The sequence below is a fragment of the Streptomyces goshikiensis genome, from assembly GCF_014650555.1.
Taxonomy (GTDB): domain Bacteria; phylum Actinomycetota; class Actinomycetes; order Streptomycetales; family Streptomycetaceae; genus Streptomyces; species Streptomyces goshikiensis.
Window position 1 is genome coordinate 254,954 of sequence record NZ_BMVE01000010.1, and the last position, 16,474, is coordinate 271,427.

Below are 16,474 nucleotides of genomic sequence, written 5' to 3' on the forward strand. Positions count from 1 at the left end.
TCTGCTGCATGTCAAAGTGCCGAAGCCGCCCCCAAACGGGGACGGCTTCGGGAACGATCCACTCGATCGGGGACGGCCCCGGGGTCAGCCGGTCTGCGGAACGATCCGGTCAGGAGTGTCGAGCCACGCCAGCGAGCCGTCCGGGCTGACCGTCATCCCGAACCGCCCGGGACCGGGCCAGCCGGCCGCGTCCCACCAGCGGTAGGCGGCCGTCACTTCGCTCCACAGGCGGCGCGGCCCGTACCCCCACACGGTGTACCGCTCGCCCCTCGTGCCGTCACAGTCGACCGCCGCCCACGAGGTCGCGTCCGTGGTGGCCAGCCACAACCGGGTGAAGACACCTGCCACGTCCGGGTTGTGGTGCCAGGTGCGCCACACGTTGCCGAGTTGCAGGCCGATCGCGAACTGCGCGGCCGGGTCGTCACCAGCGACCGCCGGTGGCGGCAGACGGGTGGACGACTCGTGAGGGACGTGGTCCTCGCGCATCACGTCCCGGTAGATCCGCAGGTCCGTGCGCTGTCCGCGCATCAGGTGTCGGCGGTCGAGTCCCATGTGTCGCGGGCTGTAATCGACTTTGTTGGAAGTTCTGTTGACAATACTGGCGAGTAACAGATTGGGTCTCGGGTTGCGCTGAGCCGGGTTGCCCGCGACGGGCGGTGCCAGCACCTGCGACCTTCATGGCGGATCCGGTCGAGCTGTGCGATCCGTTGCTGAGGTGTGTGCGTGGGGGGTTGACGGAGCTTGCAGACAGGTGACAAAACCTTATTTGCCCGGTTCCTCCGAGCGAGGGGGCGGGGGCCGTGTGTAGGCGAGTGGCAGGCCTCCGGGAGGCCATTCCGCGATTGTCCCTCTTGGGGAGTCGAATGGCCGCATCCAGGGCGGCTCTGGTCGGTAGCGCCTTTGAGTGCACAGACCGGCAGATTTTTGGTCTGCTGTTGGTACAGCAGCTGCACCCATGCTGACCAGGGGGAACGGCAGGAGGTGAGACCCCCTAGCGGGGGCTGGTCCGGAAATGGTCCGGATCTTGGTCTGGCTGGTGCCTGCCTGGCCCGTAGTTGTGCTGTAGTGGCAGGGATCGGGTGCGATCGGGATTGGACGGGGCAAGCGGTTGGCTGCCCGGGCGCCACACCGGATCGAGGTCGCATGGGCCAGTGGCTCGCGGCCCCTCCAAGGCCGAGAGATCCGAAGGGTCGTGGGCCCGCGCCGAACGAGGTGGTGACCGCGCACTGAAGCTACTGGGGGTGCCGGACGGCCGCCCCGTGCTCCGACTCGTCTGACGAGCTGCGCGCGGCACGGTTCGGATGATCAGATTGCCTTGGGCTGGGAGTCGGCGAGGCCGTTCAGGACCGCGTTTACTCACGGGCCAGCACATGTCCAGGGTGTCGCGGTCCGGGGCGTGAGCCTCCCGGACCTCGGCGCGCGGATGTACGAAGTTGCGGTACTTACGCTACTCGTGGCATAGGCGCTCGACGTCGGCCCCGATCCAACCGGCGTCGTGACAGGTCTTCGCCATTGGCGACCGCTCTCGGCCCGCACCAACTCTTTCCCCGGTCCTTCGCTCGCGAGCGAAGATCCTCACCGTCCGCGTCCCGGCACAGTTCAGGGGACGCCCACCCGTCCAGCACTTCCGGCAGCGGCGGCGGGGCGGCCTGGGGCACGTGGTCGAGGGTGAGCAGGATGCCGTCGGGCCGGTCGACGGGGCTTCGTACGGAGGCCGGTAGGCTGGCGAGCCACAACCGCTCCCGCGAACGCCGGTCGTCCCATAGACGCTGGTGGCTCTTTGGACGATCTCTCGCAAGAAGCCGGTCAGTCCGGTGGTCTGCCCGATGACATCAGGGCTGTTCGCGGCGCGGGTTGTCGTCCGAGCACGCGTTGTGGAGAGCTGAGCTTGCAAGGGGGAGCCGCGCAGTGCCCGGCGGCACTGCGCGGCACATGTCGGTGGCGACGTTTAGAGTGCGGCACATGTCTGCTTCATCGACTGAGCTCAAGGCTGAGGAGCCCCTGGCGCCGATGTACCCCTTCAATGCGCCAGGGGAGCCGATCACCCTCTATGACGGACCCATTGGACCGGCCGGGACTGAGGTGCCCGGGGTTGTCCAGTATGACTGCTCCCCGAAGCCCGGGATCTCTTGGCAGTTGCGTACCGAGGAATATGACCCCACCTCTATGGACAGGACTGAGCTGAGTCTGCTCGACCTCGGCATCGAACTGCCGGTGTCCGCCAGAGACGCTGTGAGCGGCTGGTCCAACGGCACTTCCTACGGAGACCGCACCGCCCCGCTCGACCGTCTTGTTGCCCACTGGTTCAACCTGCCGCGATGGCGTGGATCAGCCCACCTCGAGGCTCATGCTGCTGACGGAACGCCGCGACTGGTGTCGGCCGGGCGCAGTGTGTACGTGGCGGGTGGATGGATGATCACGCTCGACGTCCGCCCCGACCACGAGGCCGTCTTTTCTGGTGTCCGCCAGGCTGACGTCTACGTCATGACCCATGTGATGGAGATCCGTCGGCTGGACGGAACCACGTTCACGGCCGCCGAGGTCACCCCGGTTCTCAGTGCGCTGCACGTCGGGCTGTCCTTCGCGCTCGGCCGGTGGGTTGCCCCCGCCCTGCCCGTCGGCCTGAACGACCAGGAGCATGCGGTGTGGGGCCAGTGGGGTCCGATGCTCTGTGACCCAGCACGCCGCATCAGCTCCGGCTGGTGGTATCCCGAAGACCAGGAGTCCTTGGCAGGTCTGCTGGCCTGCCTCCTGCCCGCCTTCCGTGATCCCGACAAGGGGCAGGCGCTTCGCCTGCAGATGCAGTACGCGATCACTGCCATTGCCGATCGGGGATTTGTCGAACAGCGGATCATGAGCGGAGCTGCCGGACTGGAGCATGTGATGTGGCAGGAACTCGTGCTCAGCGGCCGGCTCACGGAAGCCGAGTACGCATCCCGTGCACGGCCGGCTCATGACAAGCTGCGTACGCTCCTGACGGAGTCCGGGGTCGATCTGAGGGTGCGCGCAGACCGTCTGCCGGCAGCCGCTGCCTATGCGACCAGACAGCAGGTAAACGGCGCTCGGCCGGCGGACGGCGCCGACGTCGTCACCCGAGTCCGTAACCGTCTTGTGCATCCCAAGGAGACACAAGAGCCCGTCTACGGCGTCCAAGGACTGGTCACCGACATCTGGCTCCTGACCCGCCACTACCTCGCGCTGCTGGTGCTCCGTTCGATCGGCTACCTGGGCTCCTACCAGGATCTCTCCAAGACCAACAGGTTGGTTGGTGAGACCGAGCCCGTCCCATGGGTGTGAGGTCGAGCAAGCCTTCAGGAGTCGACAGCGCTCTTTCCGGGCTTGGAGGCCCCTGCGGTCGTACGAGGTGCTGGGCGACATCGTTGCGGCTGATGTCCTGCGAAGTCGCAGCCTTGCGGATCGTGCGCCACCGCATCCCCTGCTGAGGACGGCGGCGTCCGAGTCCCGATTCGGAGACCGGAGGTCGACTGTTGCCCCCAGCCATACCAACCATTTGACATCGGAATGAAGCCGCGATCTTGAAGGTGCCCCGTGTGGGAGATAGAGGCTGATCGGTACCTCGCTGGAACGTGTGCCCTGGCGCCGGAGCCGGTCCTGGGCGAACACAAGGCTGGCTGCCCCCCGCACCCCGGGGGCCTTGCGCCAGGTTCATTCCTCCATGCGCTGTAGGTCCGCCGCCCGGTGGTCACCTGCGGACGCCAACCCGTCGACGAGGCGTCGCCACCGCGCGATCTGGTCCGGTGTCATGGCATCGCGCGAGTGCAGTGCCCCGAGCCAGTCGGGGAGGTACCAGCACCTGTTCGCGGCGATGCGATGGTCGCCGTCGATCAGTCGCTCCGCCAAGCGGAGCCCCGTGTCCCTCTGCCACACGAGCGGGGCGCACTTGCCGAGACGTGCGAGCGCGTCGAGGGCCTCCGGTTCCTGACGGGCGAGCACTGTCCAGCGGTCCAAGAGGCCGGTGAGGATGTCGGGATGTAGCCAGTCCTCCCGGGCGCGGGCCAGGGTCGCGTCGATGTCGATGTCACTCATGTCGATCTCGGGCGTGGGCAGGAGCGACCCCAGCGCGCGGCCGTCCCAGTGATGGCTGGTGCGCAGCCCGGTGCTGTCGCCGATGGCGTCGAGGGCGGCCTCCATGACGACGGGCCAGACGGTCGGGAGGGACGTACGCAGGCCGTCGTCGTAGGTGAAGAGCACGGTGAGGTCGCGGAGGAACTCGTGCAGGGCGCGGCTGTTGGTGGCGAAGTGCCATGCGTGTGCCTTGAGCGGCTCGGTGGCGCCGCTGACTGCCAAGTCGACGATGAGACGTGCGCTTCGTCTGCTGTGCCGGTTCTTGTACCCCTCCTTCGCCCAATGGTCGGTGGAGCGGGCATGGGCGGCGAGCAGGACTGCGGTGAGTCCGCTCGCCCGTTCCGCCACACAGCTGTCGCTGAGGGATGCTGAACCGGCGGCGACAAGCGGGGGAATCAGCGAGATCAGGTACAGCTGTTCCGTTTCGACTGCAGGCAGGGACTGTTCGTAAGGGCCGTAGAGCTGAGGTCGTTCCCGTGTGCCGGTCTCCGGATCCCAGTCGCCCAGTCGACAGTCCTGCAGTCCCGCCTCCACCGCGTCGAGCGCCGCCTGGTGGCGGCACGGGCCCGGAGGTTGGCCGGTGTCGCATGGCGCGGCCCAGACGTGTTCGAGAGCCGTGGCGAACGCCATGCGCACCTCGTCGAAGTGGTGCGTGCTGCAGCGGGTGAGGGCGTCGATGACTGCCTGCCGGTCGAGGATGGCGTCGTCGGATGGCACGGCCAGGAGGGCTGCCAGGCCGGTCGCCGCGGACCTGTCGGCTCCCATCGAGTTGAAAGAGGACGAGACGTATTCGATACGGTGCGGTTCGGTGATCGCCTTGATGAGGACGGTCGTTGCCCACCGCAGGTCGTCGACTGGAACTTGGATCCGTCCGCGAGCCTGTGCGACGGAAGCGGTGGCGGCGACGGCGGCGATCGGGTCGAGCCGGTCGATGGGAAGATCGGGCGTGTCGTCGCCCAGGGACCGCGCCAGGGCGATGTCGACCAGAAGGGTGTCGGGAGGGGCGGTGCGACTATCGGATCCGGCGTAGGCGTTCTGCAGGCGCAGGGCCTGGCTGACACGGTCAAGCATCTCAAGCTCGGGCCGCATGTGAGTCGCCAGTGGCTCGGGATGCTGGTACTGCGCTGTCAGGTTGCCGGATCCGTCGGTCTCCAAATGGAAGTTCTCCGGCCTGAACGTCGCCGCCCATCCTTGTACCGAGGTGAGAAAGCGGTCAGTCTCCGCAGCATCCTGAGAGCCGGCGACCACTTCCTCTGCGCGGCGGACGAGTTCCTCCCCAGTGGCCGCGAGCTCGTCCAGTCGGCCCTGGTCCCCGGAGAGGAACGCGCGCATGGTGAGTTCGGCGGCGATGTCGCGCGGGCTGCTTCGGCGGCGGGACTGCCCGACGAGATCGGGCTCGTCCGGGCCTTGTACGTGCAGTACTCCTTCACCGTCGACTCGTGCGAACTCCAGCTGCCACACGTTCGGATCCCGCATCCAGGGAATCAGCAAGTCGCTGGCCTGTTCCAGATGGCGGGTCAGGAATCCGACGACCAGACCGGGCATGGCCAAGTTGTTGCAGTCGCGCAGCAGCAGGTCCACGACCCGGGCGGGGGGAATGCCGGCGATGGCCACGAGCTGGTCCGCCATGCGCTCGACCGCGAGCAGCGCGCTCACACACGGGTACGGGCCGACTGACGACCCCCGATACCAGGCCCATACCTGCCCGTCCCCGATGCAGTGCCGGACCACCCCCGCCAGTTCCAGCTCGACTCCGGTTGGTTCGTCAGCAGGTGCCCGGACATCGTCGCCGTGGTTCCCGACCTGGACGGTCGCCGCGTGGTCGAGCATCCGGTTGATCAGCGCCAGGGCAGGCACGGCGTGCTCCTTCAGCAGCGGCCAGAAGGGACCGCGATACCACCCGGTCAGCCGCTCGGCAAGGCCTCCGCGGGCGCGGTGATGTCGAATGCCGTCGTCGAACGGGTGCGAGCGGGACCAGTCGTATCTGGCCTTTTCAGGGTCGTGCTGTTCGATGTAGTAGGACTCGGCGAGGGCCAATAGCAGATCCGGCTGATGCCTGGCCATCTCCGTCGCGGCCCAGAAGCTCTCCACGGCGGGCTCGAGACGCGAACTGCGGTTGTTGGCGATTCCCCTGAGGAAGGCCTCGGTCCGGCCGTCGAGGTCGGGGCCGAGCATCGCCAGGGCTTCCACTGCGAATTCGTCCGAGTGCTCCGGATCGGATGCGAGCACGCGGTCCCGCAGCGACTGACGGATCGGGACTGGCCCGCGTGTCTCGGCTTTCACCAGGCCATACAGCCACGCCAGCACCAGTTCGCGGACGCTGTGACCCACCTCGTAGGTGGTTTGTGAGCCGCTGTCGGAGCCGGCGTCGTGCGGGTGGCAGAAGGCCAGCTCGACCAAGGGCGCGAGTACCAACGGGTCGCCGACGCCATGGGACGCGTAACGCTGCATGGCCAGCCGGATCACCGTGCGCAAGCCGGCTTGCTGGTCCGTCTGCAGCGCGGGCCACACGCGCCCGAGTACCGTTCCGGCGGCACCGAGGGTGAGCACCGCCTCCCACGGCACATCCGACCACCGCTCGCCGTGGTCGGCCGCGATCCCGTCGAAGACGGTGCGCAGGTGGGCGAGGGACCGTTCGCCGTCATCGGCGCCGAGTAGATGGGCCTGGCACGCGACGCGCGCGGCACGCAGCGCCCAGCGCGGCGCGTCGGCGGTCGAGAGGAGAGCGAAGCCGTCTGTGACGAGTAGCCGCACCACCGCCATGTCCCGCACGAGATCGCTGGCGAATCGGTCGGACGGACTCCAGGCGCTGGTCGGGCCGAGCGCCGCCAGCAGACCGTCGGAGCGCAGGGAGGGCAAGGCGGTCGGGTCCGGTGGCACGGCGGTCTCGCGGGGGAGTAGTTGGCGCCTGGCCAATGCCTGGAGAGACTGGTCGCGAGCGTCGGGGGAGGGGCCTCCCACCCTCATTACCTCTCCGCGGCGTACAAGGTTGCGCCAGACAGCGGCGAACAGGTCGGCCTCCGAAGCCGCCCCTTGGGGAGCCGCCACGCCTGGGCCCGCGCGCAACAGCATGTCCACCAGACCAGGCCTGCCCAGCAACCACCGCGTCCGCTGGTCACCGGCCCACTGCCCCAGCTGCGGAAAGACCTCGACGAGCCGCGTGATCTCGGCCGAAGTCAGCTGGGGGACCTCGTGCTCGCGGACGAGGTCCTCGCCGGTTCCGCCGTCCCGCGTCACGCTCTCCGCAGCCTGAACGAGCACCTCACGTGCGGCTCCCGAACCGTCGGCACGGGTGACCGCCACCACGCCGAGCCCTGCGGCCATGGCCGCCCGCGCGAGGTCCGAGAGCAGCTGGGCACGTCCTTCCAGCACCGACTCCGCGCCGTCGACGACCAGCAGACGCCCCGTACCCACCGCAGAGGCGCTCAGCACCGCGGCGAGGCGGGCGCCGAGCAGCGCCTCGAATTCCGCAAGCGTTGCGGGGATTTCCCGCAGGTTCAGCACGGTGACCGCGACTCCGTCGGCTCGCAGTCGCCCAGCGGTACGCAGGGCCAAGGCCGACTTGCCGGCGTCGGGTTCCCCGTGGACGATCAGCGCGGTCGCCCGCGAGGCGACCGCCCTCGCTTCGGAGGCCAGAGCATTTCCGGCTTCGGCGCGCTCCAGTTCGAGGTTCTCGCCGACACTGGTCAACCGGAACCGCACGAGGTTCTCGGCCGTTTCCGACAGGGCGTCGAGGGCACGCCAGGCTGGGGCGTAGGACGGGGAGCGGTGGACGACCGCAGTCCCGGAGAGCTGTCTCCGAAGCATGCTCTCGGTGACGGTGGCCGCTGTCGGGGCGTAGCTCCGAGACAGTTTGCCCAGAGCTTCGAACAGGGTGGCGGAGCCCTCCACGGAGGCATCGGGAACGACACTCCGCAGGCGGGCCACGGCCGCCGTACGGTCAGACTCGTCGGCCCCCTCCAGCCTCAGCTGCCACAGCCAGAGTACGTGCAGGACTCGCCAGGTCAGCTCGGCGGCAGGCCTTTCGGTGCTCACCTTCGAACTGGTGGCCGCCTGGGCGATCAACGCGTCCAGATGGCTCAGTCGGCTGCGAACCGCTTCGGTCGTGCGTCCAGGCTGCATCATCACCGCGCGGAACGACTCCTCGTCGGGCTGTCCCCGTGCGATCACGGCCAGTTCAAGCACCTGCCGTACGGCAGGACTGGTACTGGCCACGGCGAGCGCCAGCCGCCAACGCCCCGCGGCGGCCTCGGCCCAATGATCCGTGACGATCCGCAGGTAGGACACGAGCAGGTCCGCCGTGGAGACGTCGCTGGTCGTGAATACCGGGGCCCGGCGCACACCGATCGACAACCGCCGCTGCGTTCCGTCGGCCGTGTTTCCGACGACGATCAGGTCGTCCACGGGGCTGAAGCTGCTGTCCTGAAAGCGTACGGACACCGGCGTCACATCATCGCCCAGTGCCGGTACTGGATCGCCGAGGAGGAGGTGCGTCAGCAGGACGGCACCGAAGCCGTGTTCCAAGACCGTGCCACCGCCGCCGGTCGCGTACGGGCTGGCCACCTGCTCTGATGCGTTGCTCCCCACCATCTCCGCATCATAGGACGCACCACTGACAGCACAGGCGGGCACGACGCCGCGCGCGTCAGTGCAACGGCCCCTCTCAGGAGAGAGGGGCATGCGATGGAAGCGGCGAAGGACTGACCGGGCAGAGTTCCGCATCACAGCGAACGGCGCGTTCGCCGCGGCGATGCTGGCGCAAACAGACGAGTGGGCAGTGGTGGCTCAGCGCATCACTCTCCTCAAGAAGCACTTCAACAAGTCAGGTACGACGCTGAAGACCCTCATCTACGACCGTCTGCCGGATGCGGTCGACAGGCCCTGGCGGACGGAGATCTGACATGGCAGTCCACCTTCGCTTCCGATGCCTCACCGTCACCACCGCCGACGCCGAGAAGACCTACCGGTTCGACGGGCCGGCGACCGTCGTCAGCGGGCCCAGCGGCACCGGCAAGTCCGGCCTTCTGATGCTGGTCAAGCACGTGGTGGGTGGCAAAATCGTACTGACCCGTGCCGTCCGGGATCACGTCGTCTCTGCCCAGGCCGAGGTCGTCATCGGCGAGCAGCACGTGATCCTCAGGAGGACCGTGAACGATGCCCGATCCGGCCAGGTGGATGTCCTGGATCCCGGAACCCTTGCCACCCTCAACACCTACGCTGTGCAAGCGGACGGCGACGTGCCACCCCCCTGCGCTGTGGATCCAGTCCGCGACTATCGCCCCGGCGTCCTATCTGCCTGTCGTGGACAATGTCTCGTTCGAGAGCCTTCAAGCTGACGGCGTGGGGCATTGTGACCTGCATCAACGTCACGTACAGCCTCTCCCTGCTGGAGTTTGGCATCACGCACCCAGACGTCCGAGTGCCGTCGCTGCTGATCATTGACTCCCCACGAAAGGCGTCTGGGAGCAATCTGGACGATCAAGCACGTGGCCATCGGACCTACGAGCGCTTTCAAGTACTCGCCGAGGTCACGGCTCTCAGGCCCAGCTGATCACCGCCGACGACGACTCGGCGCCGATCCCCGGCGCAGCCTTCAGCAAGATCGAGCTCGACTATGACCACCCTCCCGTCCCAGGCGTGTCTCACCCGGGACCCGAGCACACCCACCGGGCCGAAGACGAGACCTGATCAGGTCGAAGCCATCGGGATGGATCCCTGTCGAGCCAGATGGTGAGAGAGTCAACCTCGCTCACCGCTGCGCCGAGCGGAAGGATAGTGCTGTCCGTGGGCAGAGCCCACCGGCAGTTCGCACAGAGCCGCTGCACGGCTTCGCCGAACGGGATGTCCATCTGGTTCACCGAAGTGAACGACCACAGTGCGTGGCACTTGGGCTTCCGTGGAGCTTGCCCTTGCCCTTGCCCTTGCCTGTTGCCGATGCTTGACAGGTGATGAGGATGTACCGGGTCGGCCCCAGGGGATCTCGGGCCTGAAGATCGAACCGAGCATGACGTGGCGAAACTCGTCGCGCGTCGGGGGCATGTTGGCAGGCCATGCGTAGGCGCTGATAGCCGTCGGGAAATTGGTCTGCAGCCGCAGGGGCACGTCTTTGGGAGTGGCGGCGACGGAGGCCCGCAGGCTACGGACGAGAGGTTACTCGTCGGACATGGCGACAGCCTAGAAAGCGGTGCCGCTCTCCTTCACCGAATCGAGCTGCGGTTTGTGGTGCGGGGCGGCAGTCGGCCACGGCACACTGGCCGGAGTGATCCTGAGTCTAGGCGGGTCAAGTCGCACTGGAGGAACGGTTGGCAGCGGTGGTGCTGGTACACGGAATCTGGAACAGGCAGCGCGGCGTGACGCCCGCGGAGGCGGCACTGGGCTTGGCCGACACCGCCAGATCCCGACTGGAGCAGGGGCTCTCCGCCGCAGGTCTGTCGCACGTGCCCGTACCGGCCATGGCCATGGCCTACTACGCGCATCTGCTGGCCGACGACTTCGCCGAAGCGCAGGCGGGAGACGGCGGCGACGGATTGGCGAGCCTGTCGCCCGCCCAGTTGGCGCAGGCCTGGGAGTGGCTGGTGGCGGCAGGCGTGCCGGAGATGAAGGAGGCACAGGCCACGTACCTGATGCCGGTGAGGCAGGGTCTTGGCTGGCTCGTCCAGCACCATGCCGGACAAGGGGTGAGCTCTCGGGTTCGGCAGCAACTGACTGAACGCCTCTCCCGGATGGTCGTAGCCCTGGTCCAGGACCTCGATGCGTATGCGTCACGTCCGGGACGCAGGCGAGCGGTGTGCGAAGCCGTGGCGCACGTCATTCGCAAAGAGCAACCCCGAGTGCTCATAGCTCATTCGCTGGGCTCAGTGGTCGCCTACGAGACGCTGCACGCCCATCCGGATCTGGAGGTGGAGGTCCTGGTGACCGTAGGCTCCCCGTTGGGCCTGCCTGCAGTGATGCGTCGGTTGGAACCGGAGCCACGTGAGGGCCGGGGGACGCGGCCCAAGCGGATCCGGCGGTGGATGAACATCGCTGACCACGGCGACTTCGTCGCCATTCCGCCCAAACTGGGAAATGCGTTCCCCGTTGATGTCCACGAGACCGTGGACATCGGCCTGCTCGATCCGCACACGTTGGGCAGCTATCTGGCCAATGGAGTGCTCGCCGCAGGCATCGCCCCCTACGTTGCTCTCTGACAGGTCGGCCTCAGGCGGGTCGTCCATGCCGCGGTGCCGCCCGCTCGTCGGCGCCGCGACACGGCGGACAAGTGCGCGGGAGTGACGATGACAGGACAATCCCTGGTCGTGGGCGCCGGTGGTTTTCCGGCCCGGGTCGTGTCCGAGGAGGAACAGGCCTTCGGAAGGCCCCTGTTCGCGCCCCTGCCGAGCGTGGCAGAAGCGGTTACGGAGCTGGCACATGCCCTGGCGAGAGTGGGCATGGCAGCCGTCCCTCCCCTTCTGGACCCGGATCGCCACGAGATGCTCACATGTTGGAAGCGCACCCAGGAGGAGGCCGCGGACCAGCCGCTGGTGGTCCATTTCTGCGGCCACGGGACGGTGGGCGCAGACGGCGGACTGTATCTGGCGGTTCGGGACAGCGAAGGCACGCTCGACCGGGTGCGAGCCACCAGCATCGAGGTCGACGCCCTGCTGAGGGATGTGGAGGGTGGGTCGGGCGGACCGGTGCTGTTTCTGCTGGACGTGTGCGGCGGTGGGCGCGCGGTGACGTCCCAGTTGGCGCACCAGTTGTCCGGACGGTGCCGACGGGCCTGGCTGATCGCGGCGTGCGCCGATGACGAGGTCACGCACGAAGCCAGGTTCACCAAGGCCACCACGACGGTGCTCGACCGGCTGGCTCGGGGATGGCTCGACCTGTCACCAGCGCTGGAATACGTACCGGTCGACGCCCTTGCCGCGGAAATCGACCGCGAACTGGCCTGCGCCGACCGGCGGGCCGGCCGCGTCGGACAATCCGTGGTGCGCACTCCGCAGCAGAAGGCCGCCTCGGACGCACCGTCCTTCTTCAGGAATCCGGTGTACGGAAATGACGCGACGAGTCGGTTCCTAGCCCGTACCGACGCCGCGCTGCGGCAGTTCGCCATTGAGAGCGACCCGGGGCTGGACCTCGTGCACTTCGCCACCCGTGCGGCCGGAAGCAGCCACGCGGACACCAGCTTGTTCAGCGGTCGCACCGCACAGTTGCAGCGCATCGCGGAATGGCTCGACGACAGAAACCGGAGTCAGGAGCGGCTTCTGGCGATCACCGGCGGACCGGGCTCGGGCAAATCCGCCTTACTGGGGGTGACGGTGTGCGTCACCCATCCAGTGTTCGCTCCGCTCAAGCGCCGCACCATCAGCCGTGTTCGAGGCTTTCGCCCCACCGTCCGGGCGAAGATACTGGCCGTGCACGCCCGACAACTCACGACCCGGCAGATCATCACCTCCTTGCAGCACCAGCTCACGGACCAGATCACCGAAGCCGCAGGCAGAACCGCCTCGCAACGGCCGCAACCGACGGATCCGTCACCCTCCGGTCCGTACCCGCAGGACATTTCTGCGGATTTCGGTCGGCTGACGGACTCTATGCGGAACGCGGGACCCGTCGTGGTCATTCTCGACGCGCTCGATGAGGCGGTCGACCCTGCGGAGATCCTGAAGGAAGTCCTGCTGCCGCTGTCCGGGCACGGCGAGGAGGATCCCGTACCCGACTGCCGGGTCATGATCGGAACTCGGCTGTGGCAGGACACTCTGCCTTCGTTGCACGGCATTACCGCCGCCAGGCCGGCCACGCACCTGGACCTCGACACACGACATCGCAAGGACCTGACGGAAGACCTGGCACGCGACCTCGCCGAGTACCTGAGCGACTTCATGTACCCGCACTACCCGCAAGGCACCACGGACACCATCGCTCACAGACTCGCCCACTCCACCGAGCACGGAGCCTTTCTGATCGCGGCCCTCTACGCCGACCACCTGCTCAGCGAACGTGCCGCAGGGCGCCACATCCCCGACCAGCAGATCGCCACCGATCTGCCCTGCAGCATCACGGAAATGTTCGACCTGCACACGGCCACTCTCGCCGGTGCCGATCCATGGATCCGACCCGTGCTCGCCGCCCTGGGACAGGCCCGGGGCCAAGGGATGCCTCTTGACCTCATCCACGCAGTGGCCCTCGCCCATGCTCCGCCGGAACTGCGCGAACGGCCCCTGCCCTTGACCCTGCAAGACACCCGTGATGCGCTCACCACCGCCACGTTCTATCTGCGCACCTCGTTGGACGACGACCAGCGCGTTCTCTACCGCTACTTCCATCAAGCACTGGTCGAGCACACGGCCTCCTCCACCGATCCCGCAACCACCCTCGAGGCTCTCCTCGACACCGTTCCTCTGGCCGAGGCGCAGGGCACCCGCCGCTGGGACCTCTCGCACCTCTACCTGCGTCGTCACGCTGCCGCCCATGCAGCGGCTGCCGGGCCCGGGGCGCTCGATCCGCTTCTCGAGGACCACCTCTTCCTTCTGTACGCCGACCCCGACCACCTCAACGCGAACCTCCGCCATGCCGACGGTCCCCGAGCTGTCCGCCGGAGCCGCATGTACCGCACCACCGTCGCCCACCACTCCCACCGCCACAGCTTGACCGCCCGTCGCAGCTTCCTCGCCCTCGACGCGGCGGTGTGGCACGACCCCCTATTGGCCCGCACCCTCGCCACCACCCCGCTCGACCACCAGACCACTCCGGTCACTCCCCAATGGGCCACCCGGCTCAGTGCGTCCGTCGATTCCACGCCGGGTGGGCGGCGGCAGGCGAAGCCCGTGCTCGCGGTCACCACGACGTCCCTGCCGGACGGTCGCGCCTTGGTCCTTTCCAGCCGCTCCGGCGAAGGGGCGACCGTATGGGACATGGGGTCCGGCAGACGTCTCAGGCACCTGGCGAGTCCAGCCGGCGAAGTGACCGCACTGGCCGCGGCGTTTCTTCCCGACGGACGGAGCATCTGCGTCACCGGCGACGTCGGTGGCCACCTGATCATGTGGGACCTAGCCTCCGGCAAACGCCTGCGAACCTACGAAGGACATGCGGGCCGCGTGTCCGCCATCGCCCTCGGGAGCCTGGCAGGCAGGCCGGTCGCCGTCACGGGAAGCCACCGCAGCGGACGCACGGTCGTATGGGACTTGAGCACCGGCGAACGCCTCCGTGTGGTGAACGTCCACCGCAGTTGGGTTTCCTCCATGGCCCTCGGCGAAGTCGACGGACGGAGCATCGCGGTCACGAGCGGAGGCCACCGTGGTGGTGCGGTCGTGTGGGACGTGACGTCCGGAGAGCGCTTGCACGTGCTCGGCGAACGAGACGAGCAAATGTGGGGAGTTGCCGTCGGCGAGCTCGCGGGGAGGCCGATCGCGGTGACGGGCAGTAGCGGATCCGGGCGGGTGGTCCTGTGGGATCTCTCGTCCGGAGCACGGATCCGCAACCTCACCGGACTCGGCCATGAGGTCTCCGCCGTAGCCATCAGCAAGCTCGGCGGGCGGGACATCGCGGTCTTCGACGGTGGCAACGGACAAGCGGCCGTGTGGGACCTGGCATCGGGTCAGGCGAATCGTATACTCGCCGGTCGGGGCCAGAGGCTCTCCGCAGTGGCAGTGGCCCACCGGCCCGGCGAGGGATGTGTCGCCGTTACCGGTGGCAGCGCCGGCGAACTGTTCCTGTGGGACGTGGGAACCGCTGGACAGATCGGCGCCTTCGTCGACGAATACGACGGGATATCCGACGTCGCCGTCTACGGCAACGGCCCGCACGAGGCAGTCGTGACAGGGCGGCACAACGGCCGGGTCGAGGTGTGGAACCTGGCAACCGGACAGCCCTCGAGCGCATTCCCCTCGGGTGTCAGCTCGGTCTCCTCGCTCGCCGTCGCGCCTGTCCCGGAACCACAACACTCCGCCTTCATCGGTGGCAACGATGGACGCGTGATCGTGTGGGACACGGAGGGAGACCGTCCGTTGCACCGCCTCGCCGGCCACGTCGGCGGTGTGTCAGCGGCCACCGGGGGAAGGGTGAACGGTCGGGGCATCGTCGTAACCGGTGGCGCCGACGGACGAATCGTCGTCTGGGATCCGGCGTCGGGCGACTACGTCCCTCCGATCTTCGGGAACCACGTCGGCGGTGTGTCGGCACTGGCGACAGCAACCCTTGCCGACGGAAGGGACCTCGCCGTCACGGGAGGCCCCGATGGCCAGTTGATCATCTGGGACCTCGACACGCATCAACCAACCAGGTCGCTCGTTGGACATCTCGACGGCGTGTCCGCGCTCGCCACGGCGTCCCTTCCCGACGGCCGCAGCATCGCGGTCGCCGGTGACTGGTCCGGACGCGTGATCATGTGGGACCTGGCCTCCGGCCGGCGCTTGCGGTCTGTCCCCGGCGACGTCGGCTGGGTGTCCGGGATCGCCGTGGGGAGGCTCGGTGATCGCCCCGTCGCCATCATCAGCAGCGGCACACGCATCAGGTTCTGGGACCTGCTCTCCGGCGAACTGCCGTGGCAGCCACTGCAACTGCCCACGTTCATCGACGCCGTGGCGGCGACGAGCGTCGGCTTCGTCCTCGTGCACGGCCCTGACCTCGCCTGCTTCGGGTGGAACGTCCAAGCCGACAGCGGTCGTGCAGAAGGCACCTGACGGGCTGGTGCTCGGATTTACCGCGCAGGACACCCCCGGCTCAAGCCGCTGTCCGCGGCAATCGGCTGCGCCATTGCCAGCGTCGACCACCGGCTGGCCCCGGAAACCCCCGCGCCCGGCGCCGCCGAGGACGGATACACCGCCTACCGGTGGATCAGCGACACGCCACCGGTCTCGGCCTCGACCTCACCCGGATCGGCCTGGCCGGCCAGAGCGGTGGCGGAGGCGCTGCCGCCGCCACCGCCCATCTGATCCGTGACCGCGGCGCAGCGACCACCGACTCCAGCCGCTCGATCACCGACATCGGCACCTGGGACCGCCCGCGGGACGAGGTGCCCGCCTACTCCGCGGCCTCGGGGCCGGTGGCGGCCACGGTCGCCTCGCACATGGGCAAGACCCTGACCGCGATGAACGACCACACGGCGGCCGAACGGCACTACCGGCGGGCCCTGGCGGGCCGCACTCCGGGCACCTACCAGCTCAAGCACGGGCTGACCATGGCCAACCTGGGACGATCGGTGGCCGGGCAGCACCGGCACGAGGAAGCCGTGGGCCTGTGGGCGAAGTCCCTGGACTTCATGGGGGGCGTGGTCTCCGACCGCAACCGGCAGGCGGTCAGGGAGATCCAGGCGGCGGCGGCCCGGTACCGCCGCCGCGGTGTGACCGGCGCGGCGAGCCTGAACCAGCGCGCCACCGAACTGCTCAACAACCAGGCGTGAAAGGAACGA

General features: G+C 68.1%; 9 protein-coding genes. 7 read left to right on the forward strand and 2 right to left on the reverse strand.

All coding sequences use genetic code 11. The annotated features are described in order from the left end of the window. Positions 1-84: 84 nt before the first annotated feature. Entirely contained in the window at positions 85-552 is a 468-nt protein-coding gene (locus tag IE248_RS26495) for a hypothetical protein (RefSeq protein WP_190031911.1), read from the reverse strand. A 1,410-nt stretch (positions 553-1,962) separates the two neighbouring features. Between IE248_RS26495 and IE248_RS26500 the strand changes: the two genes are divergently transcribed. After that, entirely contained in the window at positions 1,963-3,297 is a 1,335-nt protein-coding gene (locus IE248_RS26500) for a YopA family protein (RefSeq protein WP_190031912.1), read from the forward strand. A 369-nt stretch (positions 3,298-3,666) separates the two neighbouring features. Here IE248_RS26500 and IE248_RS26505 read toward each other — a convergent pair whose 3' ends face one another. Then, positions 3,667-8,676 (reverse strand): hypothetical protein, encoded by a 5,010-nt coding sequence (locus IE248_RS26505; protein WP_190031913.1) that lies wholly within the window; start codon positions 8,674-8,676, stop codon positions 3,667-3,669. 88 nt (positions 8,677-8,764) lie between these two features. Here IE248_RS26505 and IE248_RS26510 point away from each other — a divergent pair, with 88 nt between their 5' ends. From IE248_RS26510 to IE248_RS26535, 6 genes are all read left to right on the forward strand, one after another. Continuing rightward, positions 8,765-8,986: a hypothetical protein gene (locus IE248_RS26510; protein ID WP_190031914.1), complete on the forward strand. Its 222-nt coding sequence runs from the start codon at positions 8,765-8,767 to the stop codon at positions 8,984-8,986. 1 nt (position 8,987) lies between these two features. Further along, entirely contained in the window at positions 8,988-9,422 is a 435-nt protein-coding gene (locus IE248_RS26515; RefSeq protein ID WP_190031915.1) for a hypothetical protein, read from the forward strand. A gap of 975 nt (positions 9,423-10,397) precedes the next feature. Further along, positions 10,398-11,273, forward strand: coding sequence for a hypothetical protein (locus tag IE248_RS26520; protein WP_229895541.1), 876 nt, complete (start codon positions 10,398-10,400; stop codon positions 11,271-11,273). 87 nt (positions 11,274-11,360) lie between these two features. Then, positions 11,361-15,746 carry an AAA family ATPase gene (locus IE248_RS26525; RefSeq protein WP_190031917.1) on the forward strand — a complete coding sequence of 1,462 codons (4,386 nt, stop codon included), beginning with the start codon at positions 11,361-11,363 and terminating at the stop codon, positions 15,744-15,746. A gap of 15 nt (positions 15,747-15,761) precedes the next feature. Then, positions 15,762-15,998, forward strand: a complete 237-nt coding sequence (locus tag IE248_RS38605) for an alpha/beta hydrolase fold domain-containing protein (RefSeq protein WP_350875789.1) — start codon at positions 15,762-15,764, stop codon at positions 15,996-15,998. Then, entirely contained in the window at positions 15,896-16,465 is a 570-nt protein-coding gene (locus IE248_RS26535) for a tetratricopeptide repeat protein (RefSeq protein WP_229895542.1), read from the forward strand. The genes IE248_RS38605 and IE248_RS26535 overlap by 103 nt, the downstream gene beginning before the upstream one ends. The last annotated feature ends 9 nt before the right edge of the window (positions 16,466-16,474 follow it).